General features: G+C 32.8%; 11 protein-coding genes and 8 pseudogenes. 14 read left to right on the forward strand and 5 right to left on the reverse strand.

All coding sequences use genetic code 11. The features are described from left to right. Positions 1-42 precede the first annotated feature (42 nt). Positions 43-297, reverse strand: a complete 255-nt coding sequence (locus RBB48_RS29760; protein WP_044440149.1) for a SunI/YnzG family protein — start codon at positions 295-297, stop codon at positions 43-45. A gap of 385 nt (positions 298-682) precedes the next feature. On the opposite strand from RBB48_RS29760, the gene RBB48_RS29765 reads away from it, so the two are divergent. After that, the gene (locus RBB48_RS29765) at positions 683-2,473 is read left to right on the forward strand and encodes a S9 family peptidase (RefSeq protein ID WP_306008684.1); all 1,791 of its coding nucleotides are present in this window, start codon (positions 683-685) and stop codon (positions 2,471-2,473) included. A gap of 111 nt (positions 2,474-2,584) precedes the next feature. Continuing rightward, positions 2,585-4,014 (forward strand): annotated as a pseudogene (locus tag RBB48_RS29770) (IS4 family transposase). A gap of 245 nt (positions 4,015-4,259) precedes the next feature. Here the strand turns inward: RBB48_RS29770 and RBB48_RS29775 are convergent. Continuing rightward, a pseudogene (locus RBB48_RS29775) lies at positions 4,260-4,589 on the reverse strand (MocR-like pyridoxine biosynthesis transcription factor PdxR); the annotation flags it as partial. A 148-nt stretch (positions 4,590-4,737) separates the two neighbouring features. On the opposite strand from RBB48_RS29775, the pseudogene RBB48_RS29780 reads away from it, so the two are divergent. The 4 genes and pseudogenes from RBB48_RS29780 to RBB48_RS29795 all read left to right on the forward strand — a co-directional run bounded on the left by RBB48_RS29780 (position 4,738) and on the right by RBB48_RS29795 (position 9,624). After that, positions 4,738-5,488: pseudogene (locus RBB48_RS29780) on the forward strand (SDR family oxidoreductase). Positions 5,489-5,805: 317 nt separating this feature from the next. Then, positions 5,806-6,234, forward strand: coding sequence for a DUF4879 domain-containing protein (locus RBB48_RS29785; RefSeq protein WP_306008686.1), 429 nt, complete (start codon positions 5,806-5,808; stop codon positions 6,232-6,234). 495 nt (positions 6,235-6,729) lie between these two features. After that, a complete protein-coding gene (locus RBB48_RS29790) occupies positions 6,730-8,691 on the forward strand; it encodes a DUF3472 domain-containing protein (RefSeq protein ID WP_306008687.1) in 1,962 nt (653 codons plus the stop codon). 282 nt (positions 8,692-8,973) lie between these two features. Further along, a complete protein-coding gene (locus RBB48_RS29795) occupies positions 8,974-9,624 on the forward strand; it encodes an RpiB/LacA/LacB family sugar-phosphate isomerase (RefSeq protein WP_306008688.1) in 651 nt (216 codons plus the stop codon). A 231-nt stretch (positions 9,625-9,855) separates the two neighbouring features. Here RBB48_RS29795 and RBB48_RS29800 read toward each other — a convergent pair. Continuing rightward, positions 9,856-10,040 (reverse strand): annotated as a pseudogene (locus RBB48_RS29800) (IS256 family transposase); the annotation flags it as partial. Positions 10,041-10,182: 142 nt separating this feature from the next. Beyond that, a pseudogene (gene bla / locus RBB48_RS29805) lies at positions 10,183-10,797 on the reverse strand (class A beta-lactamase); the annotation flags it as partial. Between bla and RBB48_RS29810 the strand changes: the two are divergent. Beyond that, positions 10,791-11,246: pseudogene (locus RBB48_RS29810) on the forward strand (ABC transporter permease); the annotation flags it as partial. The pseudogenes bla and RBB48_RS29810 overlap by 7 nt on opposite strands. Before the next feature lie 59 nt (positions 11,247-11,305). Here the strand turns inward: RBB48_RS29810 and RBB48_RS29815 are convergent. Next, a pseudogene (locus tag RBB48_RS29815) lies at positions 11,306-12,183 on the reverse strand (erythromycin esterase family protein); the annotation flags it as partial. A 150-nt stretch (positions 12,184-12,333) separates the two neighbouring features. Between RBB48_RS29815 and RBB48_RS29820 the strand changes: the two are divergent. From RBB48_RS29820 to RBB48_RS29850, 7 genes and pseudogenes are all read left to right on the forward strand, one after another. Further along, positions 12,334-13,038 (forward strand): response regulator transcription factor, encoded by a 705-nt coding sequence (locus RBB48_RS29820; protein ID WP_306008690.1) that lies wholly within the window; start codon positions 12,334-12,336, stop codon positions 13,036-13,038. Beyond that, positions 13,038-14,024, forward strand: a complete 987-nt coding sequence (locus RBB48_RS29825) for a sensor histidine kinase (protein ID WP_306008691.1) — start codon at positions 13,038-13,040, stop codon at positions 14,022-14,024. The genes RBB48_RS29820 and RBB48_RS29825 overlap by 1 nt, the downstream gene beginning before the upstream one ends. A gap of 143 nt (positions 14,025-14,167) precedes the next feature. After that, complete coding sequence (locus tag RBB48_RS29830; protein WP_306008692.1) at positions 14,168-14,938, forward strand: ABC transporter ATP-binding protein; 771 nt, start codon at positions 14,168-14,170, stop codon at positions 14,936-14,938. Continuing rightward, complete coding sequence (locus tag RBB48_RS29835; protein WP_306008693.1) at positions 14,913-16,883, forward strand: FtsX-like permease family protein; 1,971 nt, start codon at positions 14,913-14,915, stop codon at positions 16,881-16,883. Before RBB48_RS29830 ends, RBB48_RS29835 begins: the two co-directional genes overlap by 26 nt. A gap of 23 nt (positions 16,884-16,906) precedes the next feature. Beyond that, a complete protein-coding gene (locus RBB48_RS29840; RefSeq protein WP_306008694.1) occupies positions 16,907-17,650 on the forward strand; it encodes a lipoprotein BA_5634 family protein in 744 nt (247 codons plus the stop codon). A 984-nt stretch (positions 17,651-18,634) separates the two neighbouring features. Next, a complete protein-coding gene (locus RBB48_RS29845; protein ID WP_306008695.1) occupies positions 18,635-19,321 on the forward strand; it encodes a response regulator transcription factor in 687 nt (228 codons plus the stop codon). Further along, positions 19,318-19,652: pseudogene (locus RBB48_RS29850) on the forward strand (two-component sensor histidine kinase); the annotation flags it as partial. The gene RBB48_RS29845 and the pseudogene RBB48_RS29850, both read left to right, overlap by 4 nt.

Genomic DNA, 19,652 nt, shown 5'->3' on the forward strand with positions numbered 1-19,652 from the left:
GTCGCCTTTTTTCTAAAGAATTATATTAAACCAATCAAGTTATTAAGCATTTATTTTATTTAAAATTGAAACTTTATTAGTAGTAAATAATACATAATCTTGCTTTTTAGTTTTAATTAAGATGCGATCAGTTGTAGCATAAGGTGTCCCAATTCGAATTGCATCATTTTTTTCAACGCCAGCATAAGTATCATCTTCAGTAACTTCAATAATTTCATTTAATGGAATATTAACTTTTGCCAATTGCCATTTAATAATTAATTCCTCTGTTGTTTTTATAACATCAATACCCAACATATTACCAAGACCTTTCTATTCTATTTTCTAAATATAATTATAAATCAAATAATTGCATTTGTAATTAAGTATCTTTATTGAACATTTATGTTTGCTAATGATATGAATAAAAAATTTTTTATCTATTTCCCAAAGTAAACTTTTAGAAAAAAGTTTACTTTCATTAAGTTGATGGATGTGGGGTGCTACCCCATGTCCATCAAACTAAGATTTTAAAGTACCCCCAGAACGAATTTTTCACCTCTCTACTTGTAATGTTAATAAGGAAATTAGAAGGGAGAAGTAAATCTAAATAAAACAAAAAAGGGATAAGTAGGGAAATATAGAATCTTTATATATATTGCATTCTGAATTTTTAGACATTAAATAAAATGGAGGAAGAAAGATGATTCAATTTCCTAGAGAAGATGCCGAACAATTTTTTAAATCACATAGTATGGGTAAGTTTACAATCAGTGAAGATGAAGGAAGGTTAATTTTTAGTACAAACTTAAATGGTCATTCTAATTTATGGGCAATGGATTTACCAAACTTATCACCGTATCCGTTAACATATTGTAATCAAGCAAGTAATTTTATTAAAGTGGATTCTTTAAATAGATTTATTTTAGCTGGATTTGATAAAGATGGCAATGAAAATTATCATATTTATGCATTAAAACCAGAGGGTGGCGGATTGCTTGAATTGATTCCAGCAGGAGAGACAGAAAAGGATTATTATGTGCATTTAACAGAGGATGGGGAACGATTATACTATGTCACAAGTAAAGATAACCCAAGGTTCTTCAACTCACGTTGTTATAATATACGTACAAAAGAAGATACGCTTCTGTTAACTGGTGTGGAGACACCTACATATGTGGGGGCAGTGAGTCCGAGTGAATCAAGTTACATTGTTTTAAAGTCATATAGTAATACATATAATGTAGGATATGTGAAAAAGGGAGAAGAACTCATTTGTATAGTACCTTCCAGTGAGAAAGAACATACCATAGAGTCTATTTGTTATACTGATGAAGATACATTGATTTTTGTTACAAATTATGAAGAAGAGTTTTCTTATGTAGCTTCTTTTGATTTAAATAAACAGGAATTCAAACCAATCTGTAAAATAGAGAAGGAAGATATATCCGATATAAAATGGCATACTGAAACAAAAAATGGCTACATTGTTTCGTCGAAAGGTGTTACAGATAGGTTATATAAATTTGTATGGGATAAAAAGGAATTAATTCTATTAAATTCTCCGGTAGATACGATACGTCAAATAGAAATTACCAAATCTGAAAATTTATATCTATTAGGTGAAAGTGCGACGAAAACAGCAAACATTTATTACAAGAAAAATGGAGATACAGAATGGTCATCATTAACAAAAAACTATGTTATTGGTTTATCCGAATCTTCTTTTGTTGAACCGGATGTTATAACATATGCCTCCTTTGATGGATTAAACATAGAAGCGTTATTATTCCGGGCGAAAGGAGAAGTGCAAAACGGATATACAATATTCTGGCCTCATGGTGGTCCACAAAGTGCTGAGACGAAAGATTTCAGGGCATTATTTCAATATTTATTAAGGCAGGGATATAATATTTTTGCACCAAACTTTAGAGGAAGTACAAGATATGGTTCAACATTTACAAAAATGATTGAAGGTGATTGGGGAGAAGCCCCACGCTTAGATTGTGTAGCAGGAATAGAATGGTTATTTGAACAGGGTATATCAACTCCTGATAAATTATTTGTTATGGGTGGTAGTTATGGAGGGTATATGGCCTTATTGCTCTATGGGCGTCATTCAGAGTATTTCCTTGCAGCCGTTGATATCTTTGGGCCTAGCAATTTATTTAGTTTTATCGAATCTATGCCAGAAAATTGGAAACCGCTTGCAGTTAATTTAATAGGTGATATTAAGAATGATAAAGATAAGCTAATAAATGATTCACCAAGTACATATTTAAATCAAATGAATAAACCACTCCTTATAATTCAGGGGGCAAATGATCCACGAGTTGTAAAAACAGAATCGGATCAAATTTTTCGAGCGCTGCAAGAAAAAGAAGTAGATGTAGAATACCTAGTATTAGACGATGAAGGACATGGATTTTCAAAAAAAGAAAATGAAATATATGTATATCGTCGCATAACAGAATTTTTAGCGAAGCATAAGTGAAATAAATGGCACCTTGGAGGGTATGGCTATCAAGCTAATAAAAAGAAATGCCCCAAAATGAAAAAATACGCTATTCTTTCTGTAGAATCATAGGAAAGGATGGCGTTTTTTATGTCTGTTTCTGTGTCTGATGAATTACAACTATTTGCTCAAGAGATTCAACGTTTTTTATCTCCAAATACCTTACGGAATCTTGCTCGAGATGTTGGTTTCGTACAACGAACCAGTAAGTACCAAGCAAAAGATTTAGTCGCTTTATGTGTATGGATGAACCAAAATATCGCTACGACGTCTTTAACTCAGTTATCTAGCTGTTTAGAAGCCTCGACAGAAGTGCTCATCAGTCCCGAGGGACTGAACCAACAATTTAATAAAGCAGCCGTCCAATTTTCACAACACATACTAGCTGAACTACTAAGCCGAAAATTGACCTCATCTATACAGATTTCTTCTCCATATACTTCTGTTTTTAAGCGTATTCGTATTTTAGATTCAACTGCATTTCAACTTCCAGATTCCTTTTCATTCGTTTATCCAGGTGCAGGAGGATGCAGTCATACAGCTGGGATGAAGATTCAGCTTGAGTATGATTTATTAAGTGGGCAGTTCCTACATATTCATACAGGCCCAGGTAAACAACATGATCGAACCTATGGTTCTCTATGTGCCCCAACTGTGACAGCGAATGATTTATGTATCCGTGATTTAGGTTATTTTCACTTGAAAGATCTTCAACATATACAAGATAAAAAGGCATATTATATCTCACGTATCAAATCGAATACACGTATTTATCAAAAAAATCCCGACCCTGATTATTTTCAAGATGGCAGAATCAAGAAAGGTACAGAGTATATACAGATAGATACGGAAACATTAATGAACTCTTTTCAACCAGGACAAACATGTGAAATATTCAACGCTTATGTAGGAATGAATGATAAAGTCTCAACTCGTGTGATTGTTCATCGACTAACCAAAGAACAGCAACAAAACGATTACAAGATCAAGCTGTAAGAGAAAAAAAGAAAGGAATGAAGTATTCTTCTCGTAGTAAACGACTCAGTGGTATCAATGTATATATGACAAACACCCCTACAGATATTGTCCCGATGGGACAGATACATGACTGGTATTCTTTGCGTTGGCAAATCGAAATTTTATTTAAAACGTGGAAGTCATTCTTTCAAATCCATCATTGTAAAAAGATAAAACCAGAACGATTGGAGTGCTATTTATATGGTCAATTGATTGCCATTCTACTCTGTTCTTCTATCATGTTTCAAATGCGCTAACTGCTCCATATGAAGAAAAAACGAGAGCTTAGTGAGTATAAAGCAATATATATGATTAAAGACTATTTTCTTCTTCTATTCCAAACTATTCAAAAAGACACCCAAGAGCTATCAAAGGTGTTACTTCGCCTGTTCAATCTCCTACAGCAAAACGGGCGAAAATCACATCGTTATGAGAAGAAAACAGTCTTTGATATATTAGGTGTCGTTTACAATTGTACCCTGTCTGATAATCAAGTCGCTTAAAGTAAAAAAAATGAAACCCGTTAGGGTTTATTTCGTATGCAAAGCTTTAAAGCACCTACATATAGAATTTCGAAAAAAAGAAACAATCTCGCTTATCATTGACGTTACATGAGCTTAGCTTGATAGCGATGGGGTGCTACCCCAAAAGTAAAATATCACTTTGTGTAAAAAATTTCAAAATACTAGAGGGATTTCTATTCATAATTAAATAAAATCATTCATTAATTGTTCTATCTCTTTTCCTATTAGAACCAAATTTTTGCTAATTGAGATACTCCTTTTATTATCTCTTCCTCGGATAAATCACCAAATCCAAGTTGAATATGCGGATATTCTGAGAAATATTTTGAACAAGGATATACTATAATGCCGTGATCATGTGCTCTTTCAATTAGCATTTTTTCACTCATTTTTGTTTTCACTTCAATAATAACGAAAATGCCGGAGCTACCACCTTTAATCTTGACATATTCCTTAAAGTGCTTTGATAATTCCTTATTTAATAGATTCATTTTACGTTTATACAAAGCTTTCATCTTTCTTAAGTGCGAGTACTAATATCCTTCATTCATAAAAAGAAAATTAGATGTTTAGTATTAAATAAAATTAGTATCAATACAATCTTGGTCCTTTAAGGAAACCAAATTAGAGAGCAACATTTCAAAGAGTATCCTGTGATATAACTAAGTAGAATTTTAAATAAGGAGATGATGAGATGAAAAATTGAAGGGGAAAGTTGCATTAGTAACAGGGGCTAGTAGGGGAATAGGACGAAGCATTGTCATACATTTGGCACAGGCTGGTGCGTTCGTCGTAGTTCATTATAGTAAAAGAAGAAGCAGATAGTGTAGTGGATAAAATTAAACAAGATGGTGGTGCAGCATTTGCAATCAGTGCAGATTTAAATACTTTTAACGGTATCAATAACTTGTATTCAATGATGGATCAATCTCTTCAAAAACATATAGGTAATACTGCATTTGATATTCTTGTAAACAATGCTGGAATTGGACAGATTTTAACGTTAGAGGAAGCTACAGAGGAGTCTTTTTATGAGGTTATGAATATTAATGTGAAGGCTCCGTTTTTCATTATTTAAAAGGCTTTACCACGTTTAAAAGATGGAGGACGGATTATCAATATTTCATCATTTGTTACACGAGTAGCCTCACCAAGTGTTTTTGCCTACAGTATATCTAAGGGGGAAATTAATACACTCACTCATACTTTAGCGCAACAACTTGGTGCTCGTGGTATTACAGTAAATGCAATTCTCCCGGGTATAATTAATACAGAAATGAACGCTGAGACATTGGGGAATAAAGATGGCCAAAAATATGCTTCAGGTTTATCGACTTTTAATAGGTGGGGAGAACCTAATGATATAGCTGATATTGTAGGTTTTCTTTCTTCATCAGACAGTCGTTGGATAACTGGTGAGTTAATCGATGCAAGTGGTGAATCTTGCTTATAATGCTAGAGGAAGTGCCGACTTAATATGAGTTGGATTAGCAACTCTAGTCTTTATTTGCTAAACTACCGAACTACACACCATTTATTAGCACTTACAAAAGCCACCTTGAAACGAGTCCAAGTGTTGAAAGTCAATAAAGGTAGAGAACCAATTATGCTGTAGTAGGATTAATGATAAGTGCAAATAGTAAAAATGCAATGAATATGCACAATTTCATATATAAATAGGTACTTTTTGTTAACTCTTTCACAGGGAAGAAAGTATATGAAATTAGTATGATAGAATCAATTTGTATTAAATATAAAGGGGATGATTGTATGCTAAAAAGAATGATCCTAGGGGGTTCATCATTAGTAGTGGGAGCAACAGTTGGCATAGCGACAGATGTATTTGCAGCACCTGCACCACCATTAACATCATTAAATGTAGTAAAAGTTGAATCTCAATTAGGCGGAGTTGAATTTATCGATCCAAACAATTTTGGTACAGTTAAAGATCATGGAGGAAGCTATTTATACATTTATACAAATGAAATGGGATATGGTAGAAATCCGATTGCTCAAATGAGTGGTCAAAAACTAAAAAAAGTAGATTCTAAGATGATTGATATTAATGGTGATAGAACAGTTGATGGATGGGAATATAAATGGGATGCTTCGGGACAGCAAAATGGACAATTCAAATATCAAAACACATCTACAAATGCACCTTGGAATACATTATCTACGTCATTAAATATCAAATAAGCTAACAGAAGAATCTAATGTTAATTTTTTGGTCGGTTGCAATATTTAATGTTTAGGTAACTAAAGGAGTCTACGTTTTTAGTGGGCTCTTTTAATCTATTGAAAAGACACGTGCAAATTGATAAGCTATTTTATCTAGTTATCACGATGTATGTTTACATAATGTTATTTCCGTAAACAAATTTATAGTTAATAGTGTGAGTAATTATGGAAAGAAATCTATTGAAAAATTATGAAATATCAAAGGAGTCTTTCAGCATAATAATCTAGAATTATATATTTATGAATTTTTATAATATTTTTAGCCAACATTTAGTCACAAATCATACGATTTTCTTACAAGATACTATAATTTGGTTAGTAATAGTAGTGAAAAAAACATTAAACATAACTAGGTAGTATAGCTAATGTTATTTTTTTACATAATTTGTTTAATAGTATGTATATCGTTATTATTCAATGTAACTAAAATAATTTAAAAGGAGATAGGAATTCATGTTTAAAGAAAAAACAAATGGAAGACTAAAAAAGATTGTTATAATTACTGCGGCTTGCACCATGATGTCAATGTATGGAGCACCAATTTCTAGTACAGAGGCAGCAATCCGATCTCATGCTCCATCAGTTTATGTAACACCACAAAATACTGCTGCTTCAGATATTATTAGCATAGACTGGTCACCAGTCCAAACAGCACCTTATACGTATTGGGCTGTGCATAACTGGAATCAGGGGGGAGAGGGTGGTGGTTATGCTGGCTTCCAACAACAAAGTGGTTTTGATCAAACCGGTAAACGTACTCTTCATTTTGCGCTTTGGGATCCAATAGCATCAAACCAAGCAATAAAAGCTGAATATTTATCGCCGACTTCAGAAGCCAGTAGATTTGGTGGTGAAGGAACAGGTCTGAAGGTACAAACAACTTATAATTGGAAAGATAGTGAATGGTATCGAATGACTCTACGTTCTTGGCAAGAAGATGGCCATACAAAGTTTGGCCAGTGGATAAAAGATAATAAATTAAATCAATGGAAGTTAGTTGCTATTATGGATCATCCAGTTGCGAATGTTGCATTTAATTATGGTCTATCGATGTTCCAAGAGGACTGGGCTGGTAATGGACAAGATGTAAGAGAAGCACGCTTAAAAAATGGATACAGTAGAAAAGTTTCAGATAAACAATGGAATTCTTGGAATAATCAGCGTATCAGTGGGCAACATGATACATCTTATCAATACGATGGAGGAGCAAATTCAGAATATATATGGGTTAAGGCAGGAGGAAATACTCAATCAACAATTGGTACTGGAAAAACTTTTAATATAAATCAGCCTAGTCAACCAGAAATCGGAAATTTAGATTTTGATATTCAAAATATTCGCTTTGAAGCTGAAAAATTAAATGTGTCTTGGAAATTGAAAGAACAAAGTACCCCACAGTTTAAAGGGAAAATTGAAATCTATGACAATGAAAAGTTAATGGGACAACCTTTGAAAGTAATTGATAATATTAAGTCCTACCAAACTGAGGTAAGTCAAACTATGCAATTGCCTCAAACGGCTTTTGCTAAAATTACATTAACAGACATATTTGATCGAACTGTAGAGAAAAAAGTAGGAATTACAAATGGAAATTTTGATATTTTAGTAGGGAATCAATTTGCATGGTCCCTAAAAGGATATAGTGATCGAGGAATTGCAAAAGTAGATTATAATAAAGCGGCAGAAGAGCTGAAAATCAAATTAGAAGCTGGTGTACCGCATTCTTACTTCAATAGCACATATGCAAGTATTAAGGTCCAAAACTCATCTGGTAGCGTATTATACAATAAGGAAATCGTGGGGAATAGACAACAAAATACCGAAAGCCAAACTGTGTCTGTAAAAGTGGGGGATTACATTGAATTAACTCATATAGAAGGAGACGCAGTAAAGGAAAAGACACGCGCAACATTAACAAATCTTGAAAATAACAAAAATGAGACTATTGGAAAGACAGCAAGATATCAGGTTACAAAAGAGGGATTAAAGAAAGTTGAAAAAATGCCAGAGACAACAATTCTAGATGGAAAACAATTTGCATGGTCATTAAAAGGATATAGTGATCGAGAAATTGCAAAAGTAGATTATAATAAAACAGCAGAAGAGCTGAAAATCAAATTAGAAGCTGGCGTACCGCATGTTTACTTTAATAGTACATATGCAAGTATTAAGGTCCAAAGCTCATCCGGTAGCGTTATGTACAATAAGGAAATCATGGGAAATAGACAACAAAATGCTGAAACCCAAACAGTACCTATAAAAGAGGGAGATTATATAGAATTTACTCATATAGAAGGGGAAGCAGCAAAGGAAAAAACGCGAGCGACTTTAACTAACCTTGAGAATGGAAAACAGGAATATATAGGTAAGAAAAGAACATATCAGGTTACATCCACAGGATTAATAAGAAAATAGATGTATAAAAAAGTTGGGGGAATCCCCAACTTTTTCTTTAGAAATGGAAGAATAACCGTTTTTGTAACATTAAATGGTCAATACTTCTCAAAATACATAAAAAAACGTCAAAATATTGTGATGGAAAAATAAAAAAGAATAACCGGGATTGTAAAGAAATCTGTGTAAGTTTTTGAAACGAACACATAGAATAGCAAATTTTAAGGTAAGATTGGTTTTATCTTTTTTATCTACTTTTGACTTTCAGTATGTGTGATAATTAAATCGAAAGGTCGTGGAAGAATGAAGATAGCTGTGATACAAGCAAGTACCCAAACTAGCAAAAATGAACTGATTTTTGAAGAAACAAAAAGGGCAGTGGCGGAGCATGGATATGAAGTGTTTAATTTTGGTGTTACAATTGAAGATTCGGAGTTAAGCTATATACAAGTGTCCTTAGCTGTTGGTCTACTTCTAAATTCAGGTGCAGTTGATTTTGTCGTCACTGGATGTAGTAGCGGTGTTGGTATGTCGATTGCCTGTAATACACTTCCGAATGTCATTAGCGGTTATCTGCCAACTCCAACAGATGCGTTCCTGTTTGGTAGGATAAATAACGGAAACTGTGCATCACTGCCACTTGGATTGAACTTCGGTTGGGCGGGCGAACTAAATCTTCGCTTCACGCTTGAGAAACTTTTTGAAGAACCGTTCAATACTGGGTATCCTGAAGAATCCGCCGAACGAAAGAAACGTGATGCAGAACTTTTGAAAGAAATCAAGAGTTTTTCATATCATGGCATCGTTCAGATTCTAAGTCAGTTAGATGTAGCTGTTATTAATCCTGTTCTTCAAAAACAAGATTTAGTGAAATTCCTCTTGAGGAATGGCACCAACACAGATATATCAAATTATCTTATCGAACAAACGACGGATTTAAATCACGGTAGGTAAATTCTGTATTTTTCAATTAGTTTGGCAAATTTAACGTTAACCATAAGTTGATTCAACAAGATTGACCAATTGGGGGATATGATCGCCATTCCATTTGTTATGGGGTTCTTTTACAATCCTTCCCCAACAAAAAAGCACATAGCCTTTAGGCATGGGATGAAAGTGAGATTGGATACGGAGTGCTACTAAATGGCCGCAAAGTTTGTGGCACTTTAGGTATCCAAAGTGTGGGTATCCATTACGACAATTTTCTTGTTCTTTCCGTTTTTTGAGTTTAAATCGTAACCAAGATGGTGATTCATTTCGCCCTGAACCATGGCCTCAAACAAAGGTTCACCGATGTCTTTCAAAGCCTCTTGAATATCTTCAACAGTTTCCGATTGGTAAGCTTCAAAAATTGATTGAGCTAACTTCACGGATTTTGAATCTCTCTTCTATCTAACTATAGGTGTAACCACTCCTTCTTAATAATTTTAGAAAAAGAAAAACCATGAAGTAACCCTCTATCTAGGATGGTAGGTTACTTACACGGTTTATATTACACGCTCCAATAATCTATTATTTTTTATTCGTAGCTTTTAAAGTATCTAACACGACTTTGGTTGTGTCTGCAATGAGTTTATCATCGTATTCTGCATCTTCTTTATCATGATTAGAAAGGATGGCAAGTACAATTGGTTTTTTATTTGGTGGCCAAATAATTGCAATATCGTTCCTTGTCCCATAAGATCCTGCACCTGTTTTATCAGCTACTTCCCATCCTTTTGGTACGCCCGCACGAATTAATTTATCTCCAGTTGTATTTCTCTTCATCCAATCTACTAATAGTTCACGTTTCTCAGTTGGAAGTGCAGTTCCTAATGTAAATGACTGAAGTGTCTTAGCTATCGCTTCTGGTGTACTAGTATCATGTGTTTCTTCTGGATTTACTTCATTTAATTCAGGTTCAAATCTCTCGGAATTAGTAACAGTATCACCAATTTCCCTCAATATTTTTTCAAATGTGGATGGACCACCTAATTTTTTAAGAATTAAGTTATGTGCCGTACTGTCACTATATCGAACAGAAGCATCTGCAAGTTCTTTTAACGTCATTCCTGTATCCACATGCTTTTCAGTAATTGGATTATAATTAGAAAGGTCTTCTCGCGTATACGTAATCCTTTCATCAAGAGGATTATTATGCCTTTTCATCCTTGTATTTAAAATGGATTGAATTGAAACAACAAAACGGATTACTTTCTATTTCAAGTGTAATGGTGGGGATTGTATTTTTCGTATTTACGCTTAGCTTTTTATATTTCCGTCTATTTACTGATTTAGTACGTGATCAAGAGCAGTATCAAATGATTTCAAAATTAGGTTTAAGTCAAAGTGAGTTGAAGCAAATTGTGACAAGACAAATGATGCTACTATTCTTCTTACCGATTGTAGTTGCTATGCTTCACAGCAGTTTTGCATTTCTAACGTTTCATAAATTAGGACAAACAGTAAGTAAGGAAATGTCCATTATTCAAAGCTCAATTGTTGTATTAATAAGCTTTATTTGTATGCAAATTATTTACTTCCTTATTATTAGAAAGCACTATTTAAAACGTATATGTACAAAGATTTATTCATAGAAAAAGAATTATAAAAATATAATTAAAAGCATCCTTATATTGTAAGGATGCTTTTGTATTTACTTCAGTACAGAAGGCGTCGTCTTTTCTAAACAGAGAATGCCATCATATTGTTCTATCGCAATCATGATTTCTTCTTTATCTTTATTCCCCAATAACTTGCTGCAGTAGGAGTAAACATCCATGAAGTTTCTGGTCGGTTACTTTCTCCCTTTAGGTTAACAAAAACATTGAGACTTCCCGCCGTGCTGATAATTTTTTCAACGCTTTGTTCTTCATGTTCATTATGTACAGGAATAATATCTTCATTACCATCATCCCAACTGCTTCCACTATACGCAAATAGACCAATGGTGTACATTTGGTCTTTGATGCGTTATGGAAGATAATCCATCATATTTGGGCCAACATAATTGTATTGCTGCACCTTCGTAAAGTCTAATATCATTTTTGAATTTTATTTTCGAATATGATAATTATGCCCCCACACAATAATTTTTTTGTTTTTATACTGCATTTCGGTGAGCCATGCGAAATTTTGTGCCATTTTTTGATCTCGAATATAGGTAGCTTAGTCTGCAACTTTAGGTGAGTAGATACCACCTTTAACTTTCATTACAGCATCTAAATGCGTTTTAATCGCATCAATCCGTATATTAATAGATTTCTCCAGAAAGTTCACATCATAGGAAGCAAGAGGTGCGACTTGGGTCAATTCAGATTTATGATTCTGAATAAATGTTCTAACCTTTTCCAACTTGTTAATTACGGGCTGTATTTCCATTTTAAATTGATCATAGGGATATGTTTTCTTTGGATCGTAATACGTATTCAGTTCAATTAACTCTGACACTGCTGCATTAAATTCACTCGCCACTTCAGGACTTCCTTTTTGCAACCATTCATTTGCATAGGAGTGGAATGAAGATTTTTGAACTACCCCCATGTTCACTTCTAAACGAAGTGAAAGTAATGGATACTTATTGCATTTGAGGGGGGATGTAAGATATCATCTTTTTTAAATAAGTAAAATATAAAACACTAAACGAACTTTAAAAATTACACATAAATTAAAGGAGATAACGAAATGAATACAATCATGATTGTAGAAGACGATATGAAAATTGCTGAATTACTGGGAACTCATATTAAAAAATATGGATACCAAAGTGTTATTATAGAGGACTTCGAAAATGTCTTAGATATATTTCAAGAGATAAAACCAGATGTAGTGCTATTAGATGTAAATTTACCTAATTTTGACGGTTATTATTGGTGTCGTCAAATACGAGCTATTTCTACTTGTCCAATTGTATTTCTATCTGCAAGGAGTGGAGAGATGGATCAAGTTATGGCATTAGAAAATGGTGGTGATGACTACATTACGAAACCTTTTTATTATGAAGTTGTAATGTCTAAAATCCGTAGTCAACTTAGAAGAGCATACGGTGAATATGCTCCTAAAGTAAAAGAACGAATAGTTGAGCAATCAGGGTTATTCCTGTTCCCAGAAAGAATGGAACTTCAACTAGATGATAAGACAATTTTACTTACTAGAAAAGAAACAAATTTATTAGAAATATTGATAACAAAGTCTCCGCTCCTTGTAAAACGTGAAGTGATTTTAGAACAACTATGGGATAGTTCATATATAGACGAAAATACATTGAGTGTAAATATAGGTAGAATTAGAAGGAAACTGCAAGATTTAGGCATTGAAAACGCACTGGAGACAGTTCGTGGCGCTGGATATCGTTTGCATGCTACTTGGGAGAAGGAAGGAAAGGAATAATGAAATTATTTTTACAAGAACATATTCCACTTATTTGTTATACATTTGCCCAATTGCTTATCATTCTTTTTATATATTGGTTTGATGGTTATCCACATATTTTGACAGCATTATATTCTGTATTTTTGGGTATTTTTTTATTAATGGGCTATTTAATATATCGTTATTATAGTCATCGTTCATTCTACAAGCGTCTATCCACACCAATGGAAACGTTAAATGAATCAATAAAAGATAGTGATTTGACTCCGTTATCAATGGCCTTAGAAACATTACTACAAACGCAATATCAATATTATCAAAACCAATTAAAAAAATGGGAACGAAAACAACAAGAACAAATGACTTTTATGAATCAATGGGTTCATCAAATGAAAACACCTCTTTCTGTTATTGAGTTAATTACACAAGATGCAGATGACTCTCGATTTGACAGTATTAATGAAGAAACGGAAAGAATCAAAAAAGGATTAGAAATGGTCTTATATGTTGCTCGTTTAGAAACATTTGAACAGGATTTTCATGTAGAAAGATTGCAATTATTGGGAATGATTGATTCTGTTATTCATGAAAATAAACGTTTGTTTATACGTAGTTATGTGTATCCAGAAGTAAAAGTAGATCCGAGTCTTATTGTAGAAACAGATAAGAAATGGTTTCGATTTATACTCAATCAAGTACTGTCAAATGCAATTAAATATTCATCAAGTAAGAAAGAGAAAGTAATAGTATCGGCGTATTCAAAAGGACGGGCAATTATTTTGGAAGTAAGAGATTATGGAGTGGGCATTCCTACTGCTGATTTACCACGTGTTTTCAATCCATTTTATACTGGAGAAAATGGTAGGAAATTTAAAGAGTCTACGGGAATGGGATTATATCTTGTTAAAGAAGTATGTGAAAAATTAAATCATAAGATTGAGCTACAATCTGAAGTAGGTAAGGGAACAAAAGTTAGAATCGTATTCCCATATGCCTCTCGTTAACCGATGAAAGGTAGACTTTTCATCGGTTTTTTCTTTTGAATCTTACAAACTTGTTAGATAAATGTTAGGGAAATCGATATGAGACATACTATATATAGGTTACACTTCATGTATCGAAGAGAGAAATGGAAGGTGAAATACTTGTGGAGATACTACATGTTTCAGATTTAGGGAAAGTTTATTCTGGGGAAATTTCTTATACAGCATTATCCCATATTGATTTAAAAATAAACAAAGGTGAATTTGTAGGAATTATGGGACCATCTGGGAGTGGTAAAACAACGCTATTAAATATGGTTTCTACTATAGATGCTCCAACATCAGGAGAAGTATTAATTCATGGAGAAAATCCATACCTGTTATCTCCAAATCAGTTGTCTTTATTTCGAAGACGTGAATTAGGGTTTGTTTTTCAATCATTTAATCTCCTTAATACATTGACAGTGAAAGAAAATATTGTTCTTCCACTTACGCTTGATGGTGTCAGTCCTAGAGAAATGGAAGGAAAAGTGGAAGCTATTGCTGAAAAACTAGGGATAACTGAAATATTAGATAAACGTACGTATGAAATTTCTGGTGGACAGGCACAAAGAACAGCAATCGCACGAGCTACTATTCATAATCCGAAATTATTACTTGCGGATGAGCCTACAGGAAATCTGGATTCAAAATCTGCTAGTGATGTGATGGAATTATTGACAACGCTTAATAAAGAAAATAGCACAACGATGATGTTAGTGACACATGATGCAATGGCTGCAAGTTATTGTGATAGAATTGTGTTTATCAAAGATGGACAGTTATACAATGAGATTTATTGTGGAGATAATCGCAAAGTATTCTATCAAAAAATTCTAGAGGTTTTAGCATTATTAGGAGGAAATGCACATGACTTTTCGACAATTCGCATTTAATAACGTCATTCGAAGTAAACGAACATATTTGGCTCATTTTTTAAGCAGTACGTTTGCTATTATGATTTTCTTTACGTATGCATTACTTGCATTTCATCCTAATTTACAAGGCGATCTTGCTGCCAGTGTAACAATTAATACATTTGCAAAGTCAGGATTACAGATATCGCAGGGGTTAATATTTTTCTTCTCATTCTTCTTTATCCTATATTCTGTAAGTGCATTTTTAAAAACAAGAAAAAAAGATTTTGGAATTCTAATGCTACATGGGATGTCACGTTCACAGTTAAATAAATTAGTATTTATTGAAAATATAATAATTGGTATCGCTTCTATTTTAACAGGAATTACAATTGGAATGGCGTTCTCTAAATTTATCTTAATTATGAGCAACCATCTGTTAATGATTGATAAAGGACTCCCATTTTACATGCCCTTTAAAGCAATTGGAATAACATTTGGAGCTTTCTTCTTATTATTTTTATTTATTTCACTTTTCACTTCTCGACTAGTAAATGTAGAGCAATTAGTAGAATTAATAAAAGCAGAAGAAAAGCCAAAGCCTGAACCAAAAGCATCCCTTTGGCTATCTTTGTTTGCACTAATTTGTATGGGATTAGGATATACGGCTGTTTTCCATAGTGTTAACGCAATTCATTACAAGGATGTGAAATATGTATTATTCATGATGGCGACAGGGGTGAGCTTTGTTGTACTTGGAACGTACTTCATATTTACACAGCTCAGTGTGTATGTGTTACGTGTATTAAAGAAAAGGGAAAATATTTTCTTTAAGAAAACAAACATACTCACCATTTCAGATTTAGTGTATCAATTAAAAGATAATGCAAAAATGTTTTTTATGGTCACTATTATATCTGCCGTTGCTTTCACTGCAGTGGGGACTTGTATGGGATTAGGTAACTCATCTATGGCTGAATCGAATAGTCCCTTTGCATTTTCTTATAAGTCTTATAATAATAATCCTTTAGAAAAAGAGCATCTAAAAAAAATAGAAAGCGAACTCAATAATGGTAGGTTTAAATTCAAACAAGTAGCATATTCAACAAAACAAATTCGAGATACTCTCTATAACAATAATATATTATCAACCGTTATAAAATTAAGTGATTATAATAAGTTAGCTAAGGCATTTAGTTTTGAAAAAGAAAGCTTAAAAAATGAAAATGATAGTCTTGTCATACCTTCAAGAAAAGTTGCTAATACAAAATCGAATCAAAATAACTTTCAATTGTTGTATAGAGATATGAAAAAAGATATGCATGTAAATAAAATACTTACTCCGAAAGAATTACAAGATACAATGGTAACGATAATTATTGTACCAGACGCTTTATATAATCAAATGATAGCAGATCCAGAGAATTACTATTTTGAAACAACTATTAATGGTTTTATTGTGAAAGATTGGGAGAAAACAAAAAAAGTTGCGGAAAATATTTTAGCTGCTTTTCAGAAAGATGATACAAGTAAAATTAAGGGTATAGTAGACAACGGAAAATATACATTTTCGACTTTAATTCTTACATGGATAGTGATGAAGCAAAGTTCTGGACTTGCATCTATCATGAGTGTATTAATAGGCATTGTTTTCTTTACGTTTGCCGCAAGTTTTTTATATTTCCGATTATACACAGACTTAGAAAGAAATCAGCAGCAATATAAAATGATAGCAAAAGTTGGTTTAAGTAAACCGGAATTAAAGAAAATTGTGTCACGTCAACTTGCATTGTTATTCTTTTTACCAATTTCAATAGCAATTACACACAGTACGGTTGCTTTTATGGCCTTACAAAAGTTAGCCAATTTTTCAGTCTTGGGTAGTTCCGTTGTGGTATTGATTTGTTTCTTAGTTATGCAAATTATATACTTTTACTTTGTTCGTGCTCAATATTTGAAAAAAATGTATAAAACAATCTTTTAATTTAAAAAGAAGGAGAATATAGGTTGAAAAAAAGAATTGGATTATTAGTAGTAGTTAGTATTTCGATTACCATGTTAGGAGCATGTTCATTATTTGGTACAAAAGACTCTCCGGCAAATGGAATTTCAATAGAAGTAGGAGCGATAAACGAACAAGCAAGAAGCTCTATAATTGACTTATACAAAGATATAACAAGCTCAAAAGACCTATATCAATTAAAAGAAGGGACTATAGATAATAACAAGCTTGACATAAAGCTACCGACTAATTTTGGGGATTCTATGGATACTGCTACTAGTAATTTACTGTTTATTAGTAGAACAACTGCTGAAAAAATGAATAAAAAGGGACTTATACGTGAAAGGGATAATAACGAGGGGCTCCTATCTTCAGACCCTCTCGACTCGTTACCAAAAATAGAAAAAGATGAAACTATCATATTTGCAAATAAAGAATATAAGGACTTAAAAGAAATAACATATGATGGGAAAAAAATGAGTACTACGTACGAGGGTGATGTATGGCTAGCGCCATATCGTGGTGAATCCAACGTAATCCTATTAATTGTAGATGATACATTATTTAAAGAAATAAATGGGAAAGAAAAAACAAGACAATTTCTATCTTTTAATAAATCTCTTGGGAATCTTAATTTAGTCAATCAAGGGAAAGCACCAGAATTAACAAAGGAAATAAATAAGGTGAATACGGCTTTAGGTACTGAGGGTAAGAAAGCCGTTAATTTTGTAAATATTAAAGAAAAGTAAACAATTACGTCTATATGGACAGAAACTTTCCTCCATCAAGTTTATAAAAATAAATTCACCAAAAAGAAAAAACTCACTTCTTATCTGAAAAAAGATGAAAAGTGAGTTTTTTTGCTTAGCATGATAATGTTCCAAAACGCTGATGGTATTACATGTCTATCAGGCTAAGATTGGATTTTCTATGAAATTCCATTTCTGGTTGTTGTACCCCTATTAAAGTTTCGGTTCCGTTACTATAAAAACTCGAATTTCTTCCTCATATTAAAGTGGAACAAATTTATTACTTAAATTGTCTATTAAATGTAATCCTAAAAACTTAGTGCCCAAACATGATACATTGAGTCTGGTTTGACATCTATTTTATGTACTGCTAAACACGAAAGGACGGATTATCTTGAAAAGTACAAGGATGTTAAAAATAGGGATGTGTGTTGAAGTATTAAGTTTAATTCTTGCAAGTGGAAAACTTTTTACAGATGAACCATTTTAGATGGAAGCAAAAGAAAAAGTAGAGAAAACTAAATATGTAAATCATGCGCCTCATTTCAAGAGTGACTATATTTTTAAGAAAAACTGCTGTAAAAAGCTTAAGAATTCTTAAGAACTTTTGTCCCATTTTCTTAAGGTTTGGACACTAGAGTATGATTATGAATTCAAACCTGTGGAGGGTTAAGTATGAAAATAATTAACTTTCTTATTTCTTAATATAATGAACTAGAAATGAATTGGTGCAGCCCTTCAAAGTATAAGGTTCATTAGTGGGAAATAATAAAGAATTTTACTTTTTTACTAAAAGAATAATTTAAAGAAAAAGGGAACTTATTAATTTTATATGAAACAGCAGTAAATATTGAACAATATTACTTATATACATTATGTTATTTCTGGTCTTCTGTTTTACAAGTTACAAAAAAGAGAAGATAGAAATGTTTCAACTGCTTATGTTTTTAGTTGTCCAATACGAGAAAAATGTGGAGGAATAATATGGAGTCAAAAATTCTTATTGTTGATGATGATAAAGAGATTAGAAATCTTATCTCTGTTTATTTGGAAAATGAAGGTCTGAAAACTCAAAAAGCTGAAGATGCTATGGAAGCTTTACAACTGTTAGAAGAAAAAGAATTTGATCTTATTATTTTAGATATTATGATGCCGAATATGGATGGTATTGAAGCTTGCATGAAGATTAGGGGGAATCGCAATATGCCTATCATTATGCTATCTGCAAAATCAGAGGATATAGACAAAATTCAGGGTTTAGCCTCTGGTGCAGACGATTATTTATCAAAACCGTTTAACCCATTGGAACTAATCGCTAGGGTAAAATCTCAATTAAGAAGGTTTAAAAAATACAATTCATCAATAGAACATAATAAAAGCATTCTAGAAATTGGTGACTTAATCGTAAATACAGATACTCGTCAAGTATGGGTAAGGGGAAAGGAAACAAGGCTAACTCCAAAAGAGTTTGATATTCTCGAACTACTTGCCCGCAACAAAGGAATTGTCCTGAGTGTAGCAAAAATATATGAAGCAGTTTGGAAAGAGGTTTTTTATAAATCAGACAATACCGTCATGGTGCATATTACAAAAATAAGAGACAAAATTGAAGAGGATTCTAAACATCCTATTTATATTAAAACTGTTTGGGGAATTGGATATAAAATATGAAGAATGTTAGTTTTAGAAATAAGATCATTATAAAACTTCTTGGTGCTGTTGCAGTTAGTTTTTTTATTTCGTTTGGTTTTACAATCCTCATTTTTCTATTCGTCATAGAGCCATTGTTTACAAGACATGAAGATTTTGGTATGTTTGAATCCAATTTCGCATTGTTGTTCTTATTCGCGTTCGCAATCTTTACTTTTATCGTCATTTTTTTGATATTGGTTCGAAAGAAAATAGTATATTTGAAGCTCATTTCTGATAATGTGAATGATATTGCCAATGGAAAACTGGGTTTGACAATTGGGATTAAGGGGAAGGACGAATTGACCCAACT

The organism is Bacillus sp. MMSF_3353, assembly GCF_030733445.1.
GTDB classification, from domain to species: domain Bacteria; phylum Bacillota; class Bacilli; order Bacillales; family Bacillaceae_G; genus Bacillus_A; species Bacillus_A wiedmannii.

Coding starts and splice junctions, on each gene's coding strand:
- RBB48_RS29760 (WP_044440149.1), bottom strand. CDS start 297: ATGTTGGGTATTGATGTTATAAAAACAACAGAGGAATTAATTATTAAA.
- RBB48_RS29765 (WP_306008684.1), top strand. CDS start 683: ATGATTCAATTTCCTAGAGAAGATGCCGAACAATTTTTTAAATCACAT.
- RBB48_RS29785 (WP_306008686.1), top strand. CDS start 5,806: ATGCTAAAAAGAATGATCCTAGGGGGTTCATCATTAGTAGTGGGAGCA.
- RBB48_RS29790 (WP_306008687.1), top strand. CDS start 6,730: ATGTTTAAAGAAAAAACAAATGGAAGACTAAAAAAGATTGTTATAATT.
- RBB48_RS29795 (WP_306008688.1), top strand. CDS start 8,974: ATGAAGATAGCTGTGATACAAGCAAGTACCCAAACTAGCAAAAATGAA.
- RBB48_RS29820 (WP_306008690.1), top strand. CDS start 12,334: ATGAATACAATCATGATTGTAGAAGACGATATGAAAATTGCTGAATTA.
- RBB48_RS29825 (WP_306008691.1), top strand. CDS start 13,038: ATGAAATTATTTTTACAAGAACATATTCCACTTATTTGTTATACATTT.
- RBB48_RS29835 (WP_306008693.1), top strand. CDS start 14,913: ATGACTTTTCGACAATTCGCATTTAATAACGTCATTCGAAGTAAACGA.
- RBB48_RS29845 (WP_306008695.1), top strand. CDS start 18,635: ATGGAGTCAAAAATTCTTATTGTTGATGATGATAAAGAGATTAGAAAT.